We start from the raw sequence: 16,459 nt of genomic DNA on the forward strand, positions 1-16,459 counted from the left end.
CCGTGTACAGGTGCGTTTCTGCATGGCGCGTTGTCGCGACGCTCTGTCACGCCCGGCGCCGCGGATCGAGAAGATCACGCCAGCGGAGGCGACGACCCGCTTGCGCACCGCGCTCGGCAATCTCGGCACGCTGCAGCCGTATGATGTCGCCCTGTCAGCCGCGATCGCCGGCCCATCCCTACACCGGTGGTGGATTGAGCCGCGCAAAGCCCTCCTGGATGCGATAGGGGTAATAGGGATAAGGCGGCATCACCGCGCTGACCTCGTCGAGACGCTTGATCTGATCCGCGCCCAGCGACCAGCCGACGGCGCCGAGATTGTCGCGCAACTGCGCCTCGTCGCGGGCGCCGATGATCACGGAGGAGACCGTGGGGCGCGACAGCAACCAGGCGATCGCGACCTGCGGCACGGTATGGCCGGTCTCCGCAGCGATCGCGTCCAATACGTCCACGACGGCGTAAAGGCGCGCATCGTCCACGGGCGGGCCGAACTGTGCGGTGGCGTGCAGGCGGCTCGCTTCCGGCAGCGGCTGGTCGCGCCGGATCTTTCCGGTGAGCCGGCCCCAGCCGAGCGGGCTCCAGACCAGCGCGCCGACGCCCTGATCGCGCGCGAGCGGCATCAGCTCCCACTCATAGTCGCGCCCGAGCAGCGAGTAATAGACCTGATGGGCGACATAGCGTGGCCAGCCATGCCGGTCCGCAACGGCGAGCGACTTCATCAGCTGCCAGCCCGCGAAATTCGAGACGCCGACATAGCGCAGCTTGCCGGCGCGCACGAGCATATCGAGCGTGGACAGCACCTCCTCGATCGGCGTGAACGCATCGAAGGCGTGGAGCTGAAGCAGGTCGATATGATCAGTGCCGAGCCGGCGCAGCGCCGCGTCGATCGAGGCAAGCAGCCGCTGCCGCGACGAGCCGGCATCGAGCGGGCCCTCTCCCATCGGCAGGCTCATCTTGGTCGAGATCAGAACCTTGTCGCGGCGGCCCTTGATCGCGGCACCGAGAATCTCCTCGGAGGCGCCGTTCGAATAGACATCGGCGCTGTCGAACAGATTGACGCCGGCATCGAGACAGATATCGATCAGCCTGCGGGCCTCCTCCGCGCCGCTGCGGCCCCAGGCCGAGAACAGCGGACCCTGGCCGCCGAACGTGCCGGTGCCGAAGCTGAGAACGGGGACCTTGAGCCCGGAAGCGCCGAGATTGCGGTATTCCATGATCGCTCTCCTATTCCGCCGGGCACGCCGCGACGACGGTCTGCCTGCGGTCGAGCTGGAGGCTCCACAGCGCGAGCACGAAGCCGAGCGCGGTGATACCGGCGGCGACCAGCGGCAACGCGGAAAGGCCGAGCCCGCGATCGATGGTGACACCGCCGGCCCAGGCGCCCAGCGCGTTGCCGAGATTGAACGCGGCGATGTTGAGGCTGGAGGCGAGCGTGCGGCCGCTGGGGCCCGCGGCTTCCAGCACGCGAAGCTGGAGCGGCGCGACGGTCGCGAAGGCGGCGATGCCGAGCAGCAGGATCAGTACGACGCTGGCGATCTTGACCGACAGCACTGCGGCTAGCCCAAGCAGCACGAGCGCGAGCGCGGCGAGCGTGCCGATCAGGGCGCGCGCAAGGCCACGGTCGGCGAGCTTGCCGCCGGCGACATTGCCGATCGCAAGTCCGACGCCGAACACCAGCAGGATCGGCGACACCGTGGCCTCCGAAAAGCCGGTGAAGCGCGTCAGGATCGGCTGGATATAGGTGAAGACGACGAACAGGCCGGCGAAGCCGAACACGGTCATGGCAAGGCCGAGCAGCACCTGCGGACGGCCGAGCACCGCAACCTCCTCGGCGAGCGAGATCGGCTTGTCGCCATTGCCGACGTGGCCCGGGACGAGCGCCGCAACCACCACGAAGGCAATCACGCCGATGACAGTCACCGCCCAGAACGCCGCGCGCCAGCCAAGCATCAGGCCGAACCAGGCGCCGAAGGGCACGCCCAGCAGCGTTGCGACCGTGAGGCCGATGAACATGGTCGCGATGGCGGAGGCGCGCTTGTCCTCGGCGACGAGGCTGGTGGCCACGACCGAGCCGACGCCGAAGAACGTGCCGTGGGCGAGCGATGTCAGCACGCGCGCCGCCATCAGCAATTCGTAAGTGGGCGCCAGCGCGCAGGCCGCATTGCCGAGCGTGAAGATCGCCATCAGCGCCAGCAGCACGGTTTTGCGCGGCAGCCGTCGCGTGGCCAAGGTCAGCACCGGCGCACCGACGAACACGCCGAGCGCATAGCCCGAGATGAGCAGGCCCGCGACCGGGACAGAGACGTGCATGTCGGCGGCGACCTGGAGCAAGAGGCCCATGATGATGAATTCGGTGGTGCCGATGCCGAAGGCACCGGCGGTGAGCGCGAGGACGGCGGGAGGCATGCGTTGCTCCAATGGATGAGACGAGCCACGCAGATAGCTGCACTGCGGCAAAACCATTAGAATGTCCGCAATCCAATCATTTATGACGTGAATTCAACATGGCTCGTTTCGACACCAACCGCTCCGCCGAGATGGAGGTCTTCGTCCGCGTCGTCGACCTCGGCGGCTTCACCCAGGCTGCGCGAAAACTGCGCCTGACGCCGTCGGGCGTGAGCAAGTTGATCTCGCGGCTGGAGGCACGGCTCGGCTCGCGCCTGATCAACCGCACCACACGCAAGCTCACGCTGACGGAGGAAGGCCAGGCTTTTTACGACCGCGCTGTGCGCATCCTCAGCGAGATGGAGGAAGCCGAGCGCGAAGCGGCCTCGGGCGCCGCGCCGCGCGGCCGCCTTACCGTGAACAGCAACATCCCCTTCGGCATGCTGCACATGATGCCGCTGATCCCCCGCTTCCTCGAACAGCATCCCGAAATCACGCTCGACCTCGTGCTGACCGATACGCTGATCGACCTGATGCAGGAACGCGCCGACGTCGCCATCCGTGTCGGACCTCTGAAGGCCTCGCGCCTGATCGCACGCAAACTCGGCACCAGCCGCATGGTGGTCGTCGGCACCCCAAACTACCTGGCACGCTTCGGCACGCCGAAGACGCCGGAGGATCTTGCCGATCACCGCGGCATCGGCTGGACCTTTCCGCGCATCCGCGGCGGCTGGCCATTCCGGCGCGGCGACCGCACCGAGGAAGCCGTGCCGCCACCGGTGGCGCGCGCCAGCGACGGCGAAGCCGCCCGGCGCCTCTGCCTCGGCGGCGTCGGCCTCGCCCGCCTCGCCCTCTTCCACATCGGCCCCGACATCGAAGCCGGCCGCCTCGTGCCGGTGCTGCAGGGCTACAATCCCGGCGACCGCGAAGACATCCACGCCGTCTATGTCGGCCACACCGCGCCGCTACCCGCCCGCGTGCGCGCGTTCATCGATTTTCTGGCGGAGCATGTGAGGGTGAGCGATCCCGCGCTGAAGCGGGCCGGGGATGGGGGGTGGAAATTGGTGGGATGAGGCCCACGGCGGGAGGGAGAGTGTCAGTCAATCCCCACCGGCAGATGAAGCATTTTTGTCTTCCTAGGCCAAACGCCGCGCGACTCGTATTCGCGCACCGCTGCCCATAACGGCACTAGCGAACGATCCGTCGCCGGGGCGATGCGGTGAAGCGAAGGCCACAAATCTCGGGACGCCGGCCGCCGACGCCCGTGAAATTAATTGCTTCTGCATTTGCGGCGTCGCCTCCTAAGATCGGTCCGTGCTTGACGAATTCCAGCGTCCGCACGAGCACGGTCAAGTGCGTGATCCCGCAACGAGGCGACGACGATCATGAGCAATGCCATCACTGCCACCGGAGAGAAGCCGCTGACTCCGGCCATGCTGCGCGAGTTGTCGGTGCGGTCCGATTGGCAAGGCCTGGTCCGCGCGGCCAGCCACTACGGCGTCATCGTCGTTGTGGGCGCGCTGATCTGGCTGGTCTCGTCGCGATACGGGATCGTCTGGGCGTTGCCGCTGGTTGTCGTCCAAGGTTACTTTGTCGCATTCCTGTTCATGGTGGTCCACGAGACCGCACACAAGACGGCGTTTCGCAGCCGCGCGCTTAATCTCACCTTCGGTCAACTCTCTTCGTTCGCGGTCGGCTTGCCTTACGAATATTACTGCCTGTTCCACTGGGATCATCATCGCTATACGCAGGATCCAATGAGGGATCCGGAACTGCTGTCGGTCCCGATCCCGACCTCGGACGCGCAGCTGGTGATCGTCTACAGCGGCTTGCGGCAGGTTGCCTTCCGGGTGCGGCTGATGCTTCGCCATGCGTTGACCGGAAACGCCACGTCGCCCTGGATTCCGGAAAGCAAGCGCCACATTGTCGTGACGGAAGCGCGCCTCCATCTGGCAGGCTACGTCGCGCTGCTGCTGGCATCGATCGCGCTGCACACCTTGATCCTGTTGTGGGTCTGGGTCGTCCCCGTGATCGTCGGTCAATTGTTTCTGCGTCCGTATCTCCTTGCCGAACACACCGGTTGCGATCGCACGCGCAGCGCCTTCCAGAATACCCGCACCACCTATACCGCCATGTTCGTGCGCTGGTTTGCATGGAACATGCCCTATCATGTCGAACACCATGCCTATCCTTCGATTCCGTTCCATGCGCTGCCGAAACTGAACCAGATCGTCGCCGATCAGATCGTCTACCGGGGCCCGGGCTACATCGCAGTGACACGGCAGACGTGGGCCTGGTTTCGCCGCGCACGCAACGGCATCGAAAGCCCGATCGGTTCTGATTGAATCGGGATCAGGGCTTGATGAAAGCCAGCAGAGTGCCGTTGCCGTAGGCTACGATGCGCCCAAGGTGCGAGCAGCTTGATGAATTTATTGCCCCAGTCACAGTCGGAAGCTGGTCTGCTTGCGCAGAAATTGGACAGCGTCGGGCCTTGTCGATTAATTGCTTCACGATCTCCCGTCTTGAGACGACCCTCGTGTCACGGTCGATCACTCCGGTCGCCGGCATCACAGGGGTTTGGCATGCGATCAACAACCGCTCTTCGCTCTGCCGTGTTCGTGCTTACTGCGTCCATCCTGTTTACGACGCCTCAGCGCGCGACTGCCGGAGAATTGCTGAAGGCGCGGCTCGCCCAGAATCTCGGGCCGATCTCGGGACTGGCGATTGTCGCCAATGCGAAGGGTATTTTCGCCAGGCAGGGGCTCGACATCTCGGTCTCCAATTTCACCAGCGGGAAGCAGTGCCTCGATACGGTGCTTGGGGGAGGGGCGGATATCGCTACAACCGCCGAGGCGCCGGTCACGGCGGCCGCGATGGCGCAACAGCCGATCGCCTTCGTGGCGGGGATGGAATATTCGGATCTCAAGACCATGACCGCAGCTTCTGCCGGGATCAAGACGAAGGCCGATCTGCGTGGAAAGCGGATCGCCTTTACGGCCGGAACCGGCAGCGAAGTTTACACCTCGGTTCTGTTGAAAGCGGCGGGCCTGACTTCGAAGGACGTGACGCTCGTCAACCTGCGACCTCAGGAGATGCTCCCCGCCATGGCGGCTGGCAGCATCGACGCGTTCGATACCTGGGAGCCGCACGTCGCGAATGCGAAGAAGGCTCTTGGCGAAGGCGCGATCCCGCTTGATACCAAAGGTCTCTACTCGGAGACCTTCAATATTGTCGTGACGCAGTCTTATCTCGCGGCCAACCCGGCGATCGTCAGCAAGTTCCTGGCGTCCCTCATCGAAGCCGAGGGCTGGCTCAAGGCGAATCCGGATGATGCGATCGACGTCATCGCCGCAGCGACCGGTATGAAACGCGACGAATTGGCTTCGATCTGGCCGGACTATGTCTACCATGTGCGTCTCGACGACAGGATTCTCACGACCCTGAAAACCCACGCCGCCTGGCGGCTCGAGACCGGCAATCATCCCCCTGGAGCGAGCATGCCCGATTTCACGAAAGTCCTGGTGACGGCGCCGCTGAAGGCGCTCGACCCGGCTCGCGTCACGCTGGAGGCGCGCCCGTGAGCATCGGGGGACGCAGCCGTGCGAGCGCGACCGCACGGCTGAGCGTACTGGTCGCCGTCCTCTCCGTGCCCGCCTTCACAGGCGTGTGGGAACTGGTTGCGCGCTCCGGCATCGTGAACGCCGTGCTGTTTCCGCCGCCATCGACCGTCGCTGTCGCCGTTCTCGAATGGATCCGCAGCGGACAGTTTTTGGGCGACCTGATGGCGAGCCTCTCGCGCGTGGCCGCGGGATTTGCGATCGGGGCCGCGGGCGGCATCGTGCTCGGCGTCCTGACTGGCCGGTTCCGGCTGGTGTCCAGCTTGCTTTCACCCTTGTTTCACATCCTTCGTCCAATTCCTCCCATAGCCTTCGTGCCGATCGTCATCCTTTGGTTTGGCCTCTCGGAGACGGGCAAGCTTTTCCTGGTCGTTTGGGGCGTGTTCTTCACGGTATGGCTTGCGACCCACATCGGGGTGCAGAAAGTCGACCGCGGACTTATCCGTGCCGCCCAGATGCTCGGCACGCCGCAGCCGCAGATGCTGTGGGAGATCGTCCTTCTTGGCGCGCTGCCCTATATCACGGTCGGTCTTCGGACCGCGGTGAGCATCTCCTTCTACACGCTGGTCGCCGCCGAGTTGGCGGGAGCGTTCGCCGGTATCGTCTACCGTATCGAAATTGCGCAACAGAACATGCAAACGGGTCAGGTCATGGGCGGGTTGGCGGCTCTCGGGCTGCTTTCCTTCGTCGCCGACCGTTCCTTCGCGATTCTTGCCGAACGTGCCGTGTGGTGGCGATGACCCCGAGCCTGCTTCGTCCAGACCAGCCGCTCAGGCTCGTGGATACGTCCCCGCCGTCCGCCCCGGCGCGTCAGGCGATCATCCGGGTTGAGGATTTGAGCATCGTCTTCGATGCGCCGAGCGGACAGGTCGTCGCGGTCGATCGCGTATCCCTGGCGGTAGCCCAGGGAGAATTCGTCTCGATCGTCGGTCCATCCGGCTGCGGCAAGTCCACGCTCCTGAATGCGATGGCCGGCCTCGAGCGGCCGTTCGAAGGCCAGGTGCTCATAGCCGGCGAAGCAATGCGCGCGCCACGGCCCGAGATCGGGATGGTCTTCCAGCAGCCCCATCTGTTTCCGTGGAAATCGGTGCGCCGGAACATCGCCCACGGGCCGCGCGCCCTCGGCAAGCCGAAAGCGGAGGCGCTGCGGATTGCCGATGACCTCATCGAGATGATCGGGCTGACCAGGTTTGCGTCGGCATATCCGCACACGCTATCGGGAGGCATGCAGCAGCGGGTTGCGATTGCCCGTGCCCTCGCCAATCAGCCGCGCGTGCTGTTGATGGACGAGCCATTCGGAGCGCTGGATGCGCAGACCCGGGCGGTCATGCAGGACAATCTGCTCGAGCTCCGCGAGCGGATCAACGCAACGATCGTCTTCGTCACACACGACATCGATGAAGCGATCCTTCTCTCTGACCGCGTGCTGATCATGAGCGCGGGACCAGGCCGCATCCTGAGGGATCTTCAGGTGAGCCTGCCGCGACCGCGCTCCAGCGCCATCGTTGCGGAGGCTGCCTATCTCGCCCTCAAGCGGGATTGCCTTGACCTGATCCGCTCGGAAGGCCGCAGGGCCTTCGAGCAAATGGAAGTCAGGACGTAGGCGCCTGCCGACAGGTCTGGCATGGCTCTTGAATGATTTTCCCTTGCGGCGGCAAGGGAGCGAGCGGATGTCGGCGGCAAGTCTCGGGAATACGGCCGGCATCATGCTGGCGGGATCGGATGCTCTGGTCGGGTCGCTGCCCAGCTTGTTGGATCCGTTGTGTGAGGCTGACCGGCGTCGTGTCCTCGCCATCGGCCGCGAGGAGGTCCTGCAGGCAGGCAAGCATGTCTGGCGTCAGGGCGATCTGCAGAACGGCATTTATCTGATCGAAGGGGGACGTATTCGCAGCTACTACGCGGCTCCTTCCGGACGCGAGGTGACGCTGGCCTACTGGTTCGCCGGCAATTTCGTCGGCGGCCCGGATCTGTTCGGTACTGGTGCCCACGTATGGTCTTCGGTTGCAGTGGAGCGGAGCCAGGTGACGTTCTTACCCGGCCCGGCCCTGCGCGCGCTGGCGCTTCAATCGGCAAGTATCGCGGTCGCGCTGCTGGATGCGCTCGCCTTCAAGGCACGGTGCTACTCGGCCATGGCGCAGATGCTGGGGACCCGCTCGGTGACCGAGCGGTTGCATCGTCTGTTGGTCTTCCTCTCGAAGATCTACGGTTCGCAGCAGGGCCGCGAGATCGTGATCGGGATCCCCTTCACGCATGGTGATCTCGCCAATCTGATCGGCTCAACCCGCCAATGGGTGACGGTGCAGCTTTCCCGCATGCAGGCAAGGGGCGTCATCCGTTATCACCGGGGTCTGATTGTGATCCTCAATCTACGCGCTCTCGATCTCGAAGTCGTCTAGGACGCGGCCTTCGGATATACTTTTAGATCGAACAGTCCGGCCTTCGCATCGGGCAGCCATCGCTCGGCAAGGTCGAGAAGGGCATGATCACGCCACGCAGGCGCCAGCAAAGTGATGCCCATCGGCATGCCGTTGCCGAGCGTTGCGTTGGGAACGGCCACCGCGCACAAGTCCACGAGGTTGGCAAAATAGGAGTAGTAACCGAGGCGGTTGTTGAGCGTGATGGGATCTTCCATCATCTCCGAGATCGTGAAGGGGCGTGGCGCGGTCGGGACCACCAGGACATCGATCTCCTCGAAAAGCGATTGGATCTGGCGGCGCAGCTTCAAAAGTCGATGTTGCGCGGCGAACGCATCTGTTGCGGAAAACCGGGCAGCTGCGCTCAGCACGTTGCGGATGACGTCAAGCAGGTCTCCATGATCGATGTCCAGGAGATTGCTGATCGCCGCATGACGTTCGGCAATCCAGGGCCCTGAGAACAGCATTTCACCGGCTTCGGCGAAGGGCGTGAAGTCAATTTGCCTGGCTTGGCCTCCCAGTCCCGAAAGCCTCGTGCAGGCCTGCCTGTAAAGGTCATTGCATTCCGGCATGCCGAATGAATTCAGATGACCGACGGAGACCTGACCGAACCGGAATTTGCGAGGAGATGGGGAGGACGAGGCAATCCGTTGGCGGCTATAAGGATCGCTGTCGTCGAATCCTTCGATCAACCCGAGCAGAATTCGACCCTCGGCAATGGAATTGCAGAAAATCGAGGGACAATCGAGCGTCGGACAGTTCGGCACAAGCCCCCGGGATGAGACGAGGCCGACGGTTGGCTTGATCCCGATGATACCATTGAAGCCTGCGGGAATCCGGCCCGAGCCGCCGGTATCCGTGCCGAGAGCGAAGGCAACATGGCCGGATGCTACGGCAGCAGCCGAACCAGAACTCGAACCGCCGGAGACATACAGATCGTTGGCTGCGCTGGAACAGGCGCCATAGGGAGATCGTGTGCCGGACAGTCCGGTTGCGAACTGATCCAGGTTGGTCTTGCCAAGACAGATCGCACCTGCGGCCGTCAAACTCTCGACGCATCTGGCCGATTGCGCAGCCACATATTCGAATGACAGACAGGCTGCCGTCGTTGGCATGCCCTCGACGTCGATATTGTCCTTGACGCCGAATGGCACGCCAAGGAGCGGCAGGACTTCACCCTGCTCCGCTCGCCGCACAAGGGCATCGGCCTCGGCCAGCGCTTCTTCCAGGGGCCGCACATAGATCCAGCAGTTGCGGTGCCGGTCCCGTGCGATGCGCTCATAGGCGGTTCTGATGATGGAGGCCAACTCGGCAGGCGAACGTAGAGGTCGGCTCTGCGCGGATAAGATCGCTTGCGGCACGGAATAAACTCCTGAGGGCATGACCGCACAAATATGAAGCCGCTGCCCAGCAGGGAAAGCAACTAAGTGCCTCTGCCGCACCGGCAGGAGCCGAACCTGCAACCAAACCGTGGTGAACGGCAGCACATCGATCGCGCGCGTTGTTTTTTTGCTGCGTTTTCGTTCGGGTTTGATCGCGTTCGCAACGGTCGTCGGGCTGTTGCTGTGCAAACTGGTGCGGATGAGGCGCGACGTTCAGACTTTCTATCTGAAGGTCACAAGTTCAAATCCCATCCGCGAATTGAACCCACCAATCAGATCGGGTTGCGCAGCTGATCCTTCGACTGCCGGTCTCATCGGGGAGCGCGAGGAACTGCGCGGTTCAAGTATCCTGAATCGCAGTCTGGCGTGCAAAATCGCGCAAGTGGCGGAGAGAGTGGGATTCGAACCCACGGTACGGTTTCCCGCACACACGCTTTCCAAGCGTGCGCCTTAAGCCACTCGGCCATCTCTCCGGAGCGCCCTCTCTTGAAGGGGCGCCGGTGATTTTGCAAGGGATCGCGGGGAAATCGGGTGAATTTTCCGTAAGATGTTGTATTTAAACAATAATATCAGGCGTCTGCGGGGGCTTTGGAACCCCTTGTGGGCTGAACCGGAGGCGGGTTTGGCGCGACGATTCACCTGAGGCAACCAAACACGACCGGGGACGCCATGACCATCCGCAACACCATCGCCGCACTGAGCCTGATTTCTGCCCTCGGCTCCACCTTTGCCGTGCCGGCGCTGGCCCAGGTCTGCACCCGGCAAGGCGTCGATGTCAGCTGCGACGACGGGCGGCGCGGGGTGCTGTCGGGCGATGCCATCCTCTGGCCGGACGGGACGCGCTCGAGCTCGACGCCGCATCAGAGCGTCATCATCGGCAACAAGAGCTCGATCCATGTCGGACCCGGCGTGTTCGTCGGCCAGGGCAAGGGCATGGTGCCGCTGGACGATCCCAACGCGCCGAACAAGCGGCAGTGCGCGATCCTGGACGGCGTGTCGTATTGCTATTGAGGCGCGCTCTTCCTTCTCTCCTTGCGGGAGAAGGTGGCATAGGCGGCCTTCGGCCGCCGTTCTCAGGAACGCCGAAGCGAAAGCTTCGGCTATGGCGCCGGATGAGGGGTCTCTGTCCGCAAACTCAATGCTAGAGGGTTACGCGTGGAGAAAGACCCCTCACCCGTCTCGCCGCTAGCGCGGCGAGCCACCCTCTCCCGCAAGGGGAGAGGGTAGGATCGAGCAAGTTTCGAGAATCCTAAATCAACCGCACACCCGATATCGCCGACTTCAGCCAGCGCAGCGCTTGCGGCGGCTGGGCGGCGAGCGGAGCGACGGCGGCTTTCTGCGTGCGGCACTTTTCCAGTTCAGCGACGAAATCGGTGGACCATTGCTGGATGGTGTGGCCGCGCAGCTTCTTCATCATCGCGTCCCAGCGCAACTTGCGCTCGGTGAGCGGCATCGCAGCCGCGATCGCGATCGCGCGCGCCATGCCGTCGATGTCGTGCGGATTGACCTGCAGCGCCGCGTCGAGCTCGTTGGCGGCACCCGCGAATTTCGACAGCACCAGCACGCCGGGATCGGACGGGTTTTGCGCGGCGACATATTCCTTGGCGACGAGATTCATGCCGTCATGCAGCGGCGTCACCACGCCGACCTGCGCGGTTCGGTAGAGGCCCGCGAGCACGGCCTGGCTGAAGCCCTTGTTCAGATAGCGGATCGGCGTCCAGTCGACCTCGCCGTGGCGGCCGTTGACGTCGGTGACGAGGCGCGCGACCTCGTTCTGGAGATTACCATAGGCCTCGATCGCGCCGCGCGAGGGATTGGCGATCTGAAGCAGCGAGATGCTGCGCAAAAACTGCGGCTGATCGGTCCAGAGCCGGTCGAACGCGCTGATGCGGTTGACGAGACCCTTGGAATAGTCGAGCCGGTCGACGCCGATCGCGAGCCGCTCGCCATTGAGGCTGCGGCGCAGTCGCGACACATCGGGATGCGATGCCGACTTCGCCGCATAGGCTGCGAATTTTTCCGCATCGATACCGATGGGGAAGACTTCGCAGCGCGTGCGACCATGCTGCGAGATCACGACACCGTCTTCGACGGTGAGACCAAGCTCGCCGCCGACATAACTGAGAAAATTCTGCCGGTCCTCCTCGGTCTGGAAGCCGAGCAGATCGTAGGCCAGCATCGCCGTGATCAGCTCACGATGATTGGGTACGCCCTGCATCACCGCGGCCACCGGCCAGGGCGTATGCAGGAAGAAGCCGATCGGATCGTCGACGCCGAGTTCGCGCAGCTCCGCGCCGAGCGCCAGGAAATGGTAGTCCTGCACCCAGAACGCGGTCCGGGCCTTGCGGAAGCGCATCAAGGCGCGCGCCATGAAGGCGTTGACCTCGCGATAGCTGACATAATCCTCGCGCGAGACGCGAATCAGATCGCTGCGCGAATGCAGGGCCGGCCACAACGCCGAATTGGCGAAACCTTCGTAATAGCCGCCGTAATGCGCCGCCGGCAGATCCAGCGTTGCGATCGCGCCCGAACCCAGTGCTTCGATCTCGGCAAACGGTTCCTTCTGGTGGCCGTCACGCACGCGGCCCGAGGAACCCACCCAGATGGCACCAGAATGCTCGACGACGGGAAGCAATGCCGCAGCAAGGCCGCCCGTCATGGGCTCGTTGGGCTTGCCGCGGGCGACGCGATTTGAAACGACAACCAAGTTCACAGGTCGTCCCCTCCTGTTCATTCCACCCCGTTTAACTGCCGTTCATCAATATGGTTCCTGTCATGATTTCTTCGGATTGAAACCAAAATCGGGCATGCGCGTTGGAACTGGATTCGCCTGCGGAACCCGGAAATTTCACTGCAAAGACAGCATTTGCGGTCGCATCGCACAGCACGCATTGCGGCTCGCAATGACGCCTTGCCGATAGCATTGTGTCTGTGACGTGGCGCTGCCTTCGTTTCACCTTGGATCGAGCAAGCGCGCGAGGAACATGCGCACATCGGCGGGCGCATCAAAGTGTCCGTTCACGCCCATGGCGCGGCGGCCGACCGAGAAGGCGAGCCCGTCCATGTCGGGCATGATCGCGAACACCGTCTCATCCGTGACGTCGTCGCCGATGAACAGCGGGCGGCGCCCCCTGAAAGGTTCATGTTTCATCAATTCGCGCACGCCGCTCGCCTTGGTGAAGCCCGAATGCTTGATCTCGCAGACGAACTTGCCCGGCAGCACCTCGATGGGCGCGCTGGGCAGGTCGGCGCGGATCAGCGAAACGGATTCGTAGATCGCCTTCTCCGCATGCGGCGCGAGGCGGTAATGCAGCGCCAGCGAATAGCCCTTGTCCTCGAGCAGAATGCCGGGCGAAAGCTTGGCGATCGCAGCAAGCCGCCGCTTCAGCTCCTTGTCCAGCGGTGGCGCGTGCACGTCGTCCGCTTCACTGTCCACCGACAGCCGCATCTCCGCGCCGTGACCTGCAACCGCGCGGAAGACGTCGGGCGCGAAGATCAGGTCGATGTCGTTGAGCGAGCGGCCGCTGACCAGCGCCAGCGCTCCGGAGGTGCGCTCTGTCAGCCGGTTGAGCGTCTCCGACAGGCCCGGCGGCACCCACACCTCGCGCGGCGTCGGCATCAGGTCGAGCAGCGTGCCGTCGATGTCGAGCAGGATCGCGGTCTCGTCGAGATGCGGGACGAGCGCATGCGGCACCGGCACCACATCGGGCGCGTCGTCGTCGAGCATGGTGCGCTTCTCGTCCAATGCCATATCCGCAAGTTCCGATTTCATCAGTCTACTCCATAAAGGCGAGCGGCCGCGCGATTTGTTCGAGCGATTTTCGTTCCGCGGAGACGGCATAGCGCCACGCCACGATCGCGGCCGCGATCATCAGGAAGGCCCCCAGCAGATAGCCGGCGAACACGCTGGTGCGTGATCCCGTATCGATCAGCACGCCGAACAATGCCGGTCCGATCACGCCGCCGATGCCGGTGCCGACCGCATAGAACACCGCGATCGCCAGTGCGCGCACCTCGAGCGGGAAGGTCTCGCTGACGGTGAGATAGGCCGCGCTGGCGGCGGGCGAAGCAAAGAAGAAGATCACCATCCAGGCGATGGTCTGTCCTTGCGCACTGAGCGCGCCGATCGTGAACAGATAGCCCGAGAGCGCCAGCAGCAGCCCGGAGATGCCGTAGGTGAACATGATCATGGTGCGCCGTCCGAGCGTGTCGAACAGGCGGCCGAGCAGCAGCGGGCCGAGGAAATTACCGGCGGCAAAGGGCAGCAGGTACCAGCCGACATGATCGGCGCTGATGCCGTAGAAATCGGTCAGCACCAGCGCGAAGGTGAAGAAGATGGCGTTGTAGAAGAACGCCTGCGCGCTCATCAGCACGAGGCCGACCAGCGCGCGCTGGCGATAGGTGGAAAACAGCGTATGCACGACCTCGCGGATCGGCGTGTGATCGCGCATCTTCAGCCGGATCTTCGTGAAGCGTCCGGAATCCTGGTCATGCCCGATCACCGAGCGCTCGATGTCGTCGACGATCGCGTGGGCCTGGTCCGGCCGGCCGTGGATCATCAGCCAGCGCGGGCTCTCCGGAATCCACATCCGCATCAAGAGCACGACGAGGCCGATAGCGGCGCCGATGAGATAGGCGAGGCGCCAACCGAGATCAGGGCCCATCAATGCAGGATCGAGCAAGACGATGGCCGCCACAGCCCCCATCGCAGCGCCGATCCAGAAGCTGCCGTTGATGACGAGATCGGTCCAGCCGCGATAGCGCGCCGGCACCAGTTCCTGGATGGTGGAATTGATCGCAGTGTATTCGCCGCCGATGCCGGCGCCGGTGAGGAAGCGAAACAGCGCGTAGCTCGCGATATCCCAGGACAACGCGGTCGCGGCGGTCGCCGAGAGATAGAGCGCGAGCGTGATGAAGAACAGCTTCTTGCGGCCGATGCGGTCGGTGAGCCAACCGAAGCCGAGCGCTCCGAGCACGGCGCCGGCGAGGTAGGCGGAGTTGGCGATGCCGAGATCGAGGTTGGAGAACTGCAGCGTAGGACTTTGCTTGAGCGCGCCGGAGAGCGCGCCGGCAAGCGTGACCTCAAGCCCATCCAGGATCCAGGTGATGCCGAGCGCCAGCACGACGCGGGTGTGAAAGCCGCTCCACGGCAGCGCGTCGAGACGCGAGGGAATGCTGGTTTCGACGATGCGATCGGAAGCGATCGCCGCAGGGACGGCAGGTCCGTAGTTCAGCGTTGGGGTTTGCTGCAATTCCATCGGGTTGTTGGATCTGACAAAGGAAGCGGCCCCGGTTCACATGACTGGACGGGGCGATCCGATCATCGGGGGTGCGGCATTCCGCCTGCTGCGACAACGTTTGCGGCGATGTCAGGTTCCCACAGGAACAGTCCCACTTGCCGCCTGTTTGCGACGGAGCCGCAAGGAGTTGACGCATGGCTCATGTCAGAAAGACGACACATTCTCGAAAGAGCGGCACGCACAAGACTGCGCGCCGAAAGGCCAGCGCGAGGCGTCGTACCACGCGCAGGGGCACGAAGCGCGCGACGCCGAAGCGCTGGTCGCAGCGCGTGACGAGGGAGAGCGACGCGCTCGATCTCAAGCAAGGCGTGTTCAAGCTGACCAGCCCGAAGAAGATCGCGGCGTCGCTGAAGCGATCGGCCGAGCACAGCTCACGCCGCAAGACCGGCGCATACCGCTCGGCGCTGTCGATGCTGACCTTCTACATCAACCGCGCCGGCAAGACGCTGCCGAAGATCCAGCGCACGCGGCTGGAAAAGGCGAAGGTGGAGCTGAAGCGGGCGTTCGGGAGGGAGTGAGATTGTAGGGTGGGTTAGGCGAAGCCGTAACCCACCGCTTTACTCGCGGCAGTGAAATCAAGGTGGTGGATTACGCTTCGCTAATCCACCCTACGAATTCCTTCTGCCGTCTCTACGCCGCGCGGATATTGCCCATGAAGCGGTCGAGCTCGGCGCGCAGGCGAGTGCTTTCGGATGAGAGCGACTTGGCCGAGTTCAGAACCTCCTCAGAGGCCGAGCCGGTCTCGGCGGCGCCGCGGTTGACCTGGCCGATGTCGGTGGCCGCGGTCTGGGTGCCCTGCGCGACGGTCTGGACGCTGCGGGCGATCTCTTGCGTGGCCGCGCCCTGCTGCTCGACGGCGCTCGCGATCGAGGTCGAGATCGACGAGATCTGGCCGATGGTGGCGCCGATCTCCTTGATCGCGGCGACCGATTCGGCCGTAGCGCCCTGCATGCCCGCGATGTGCGAGGAGATCTCGTCGGTGGCCTTGGCGGTCTGGCTCGCCAGCGACTTCACCTCGCTCGCAACCACCGCAAAGCCGCGGCCGGCGTCGCCGGCACGCGCGGCCTCGATGGTGGCGTTGAGCGCGAGAAGATTGGTCTGCTCGGCGATCGCCGTGATCAGCTTGACCACCTCGCCGATCTGCTGGGCGGCATGCGACAGCTTGCCGATGCGGCCGTCGGTCTCCTTCGCCTGCACCACGGCAGCTTCCGCGATCCGGCTGGAATCGCGCACCTGGCGGCCGATCTCCTCGACCGAGGCCGAGAGCTCTTCGGTCGCGGTCGCGACCGACTGCATGTTGGAGGAGGCCTGCTCGGAGACGCCGGCGACCTGGCTCGAGAGGGTCTGCGTGGTTTCGGCGGT

Annotated in this window: 15 protein-coding genes and 1 tRNA gene; 8 read left to right on the forward strand and 8 right to left on the reverse strand. The window is 64.0% G+C overall.

From position 1 onward, the window contains the following. Positions 1-178 precede the first annotated feature (178 nt). Together XH79_RS04215 and XH79_RS04220 are read right to left on the reverse strand one after the other, a co-directional pair. Positions 179-1,213, reverse strand: coding sequence for an aldo/keto reductase (locus XH79_RS04215; RefSeq protein ID WP_271580805.1), 1,035 nt, complete (start codon positions 1,211-1,213; stop codon positions 179-181). 10 nt (positions 1,214-1,223) lie between these two features. Next, a complete protein-coding gene (locus tag XH79_RS04220; RefSeq protein ID WP_271580806.1) occupies positions 1,224-2,405 on the reverse strand; it encodes an MFS transporter in 1,182 nt (393 codons plus the stop codon). Between the two features lie 98 nt (positions 2,406-2,503). Here XH79_RS04220 and XH79_RS04225 point away from each other — a divergent pair, with 98 nt between their 5' ends. The 6 genes from XH79_RS04225 to XH79_RS04250 all read left to right on the forward strand — a co-directional run bounded on the left by XH79_RS04225 (position 2,504) and on the right by XH79_RS04250 (position 8,397). Then, entirely contained in the window at positions 2,504-3,457 is a 954-nt protein-coding gene (locus XH79_RS04225; RefSeq protein WP_271580807.1) for a LysR family transcriptional regulator, read from the forward strand. Positions 3,458-3,769: 312 nt separating this feature from the next. Then, positions 3,770-4,729, forward strand: a complete 960-nt coding sequence (locus tag XH79_RS04230; RefSeq protein ID WP_271580808.1) for a fatty acid desaturase — start codon at positions 3,770-3,772, stop codon at positions 4,727-4,729. A gap of 327 nt (positions 4,730-5,056) precedes the next feature. Then, positions 5,057-5,965: an NrtA/SsuA/CpmA family ABC transporter substrate-binding protein gene (locus XH79_RS04235; protein ID WP_271580809.1), complete on the forward strand. Its 909-nt coding sequence runs from the start codon at positions 5,057-5,059 to the stop codon at positions 5,963-5,965. After that, complete coding sequence (locus tag XH79_RS04240; protein WP_271580810.1) at positions 5,962-6,741, forward strand: ABC transporter permease; 780 nt, start codon at positions 5,962-5,964, stop codon at positions 6,739-6,741. The genes XH79_RS04235 and XH79_RS04240 overlap by 4 nt, the downstream gene beginning before the upstream one ends. Further along, on the forward strand, positions 6,729-7,604 hold the full coding sequence (locus tag XH79_RS04245) for an ABC transporter ATP-binding protein (RefSeq protein WP_212347311.1): 876 nt from the start codon (positions 6,729-6,731) through the stop codon (positions 7,602-7,604). Before XH79_RS04240 ends, XH79_RS04245 begins: the two co-directional genes overlap by 13 nt. Before the next feature lie 67 nt (positions 7,605-7,671). Further along, positions 7,672-8,397 (forward strand): Crp/Fnr family transcriptional regulator, encoded by a 726-nt coding sequence (locus XH79_RS04250; protein ID WP_271580811.1) that lies wholly within the window; start codon positions 7,672-7,674, stop codon positions 8,395-8,397. Here XH79_RS04250 and atzF read toward each other — a convergent pair. Both atzF and XH79_RS04260 read right to left on the reverse strand, forming a co-directional pair. Continuing rightward, entirely contained in the window at positions 8,394-9,986 is a 1,593-nt protein-coding gene (gene atzF, locus XH79_RS04255; RefSeq protein ID WP_271580812.1) for an allophanate hydrolase, read from the reverse strand. The genes XH79_RS04250 and atzF overlap by 4 nt on opposite strands. A gap of 194 nt (positions 9,987-10,180) precedes the next feature. Continuing rightward, positions 10,181-10,270: transfer RNA gene (locus tag XH79_RS04260), tRNA-Ser, on the reverse strand. A gap of 196 nt (positions 10,271-10,466) precedes the next feature. On the opposite strand from XH79_RS04260, the gene XH79_RS04265 reads away from it, so the two are divergent. Further along, complete coding sequence (locus XH79_RS04265) at positions 10,467-10,808, forward strand: hypothetical protein (RefSeq protein ID WP_271580813.1); 342 nt, start codon at positions 10,467-10,469, stop codon at positions 10,806-10,808. A gap of 238 nt (positions 10,809-11,046) precedes the next feature. Here the strand turns inward: XH79_RS04265 and XH79_RS04270 are convergent, their stop codons facing one another. The 3 genes from XH79_RS04270 to XH79_RS04280 form a co-directional block, all read right to left on the reverse strand. Then, positions 11,047-12,510, reverse strand: a complete 1,464-nt coding sequence (locus XH79_RS04270) for a trehalose-6-phosphate synthase (RefSeq protein WP_271580814.1) — start codon at positions 12,508-12,510, stop codon at positions 11,047-11,049. Positions 12,511-12,750: 240 nt separating this feature from the next. After that, entirely contained in the window at positions 12,751-13,569 is an 819-nt protein-coding gene (gene otsB / locus XH79_RS04275; protein ID WP_212347301.1) for a trehalose-phosphatase, read from the reverse strand. Positions 13,570-13,573: 4 nt separating this feature from the next. Next, positions 13,574-15,055, reverse strand: a complete 1,482-nt coding sequence (locus XH79_RS04280) for an MFS transporter (RefSeq protein WP_271580815.1) — start codon at positions 15,053-15,055, stop codon at positions 13,574-13,576. Positions 15,056-15,231: 176 nt separating this feature from the next. On the opposite strand from XH79_RS04280, the gene XH79_RS04285 reads away from it, so the two are divergent. After that, complete coding sequence (locus XH79_RS04285) at positions 15,232-15,615, forward strand: DUF3175 domain-containing protein (protein ID WP_271580816.1); 384 nt, start codon at positions 15,232-15,234, stop codon at positions 15,613-15,615. Positions 15,616-15,727: 112 nt separating this feature from the next. On the opposite strand, the gene XH79_RS04290 is transcribed toward XH79_RS04285, so the two are convergent. Continuing rightward, a partial coding sequence (locus XH79_RS04290) for a methyl-accepting chemotaxis protein (protein ID WP_271580817.1) occupies positions 15,728-16,459 on the reverse strand: 732 nt, incomplete at its 5' end.

Source organism: Bradyrhizobium sp. CCBAU 45389, from assembly GCF_028128625.1.
Taxonomy (GTDB): domain Bacteria; phylum Pseudomonadota; class Alphaproteobacteria; order Rhizobiales; family Xanthobacteraceae; genus Bradyrhizobium; species Bradyrhizobium liaoningense_B.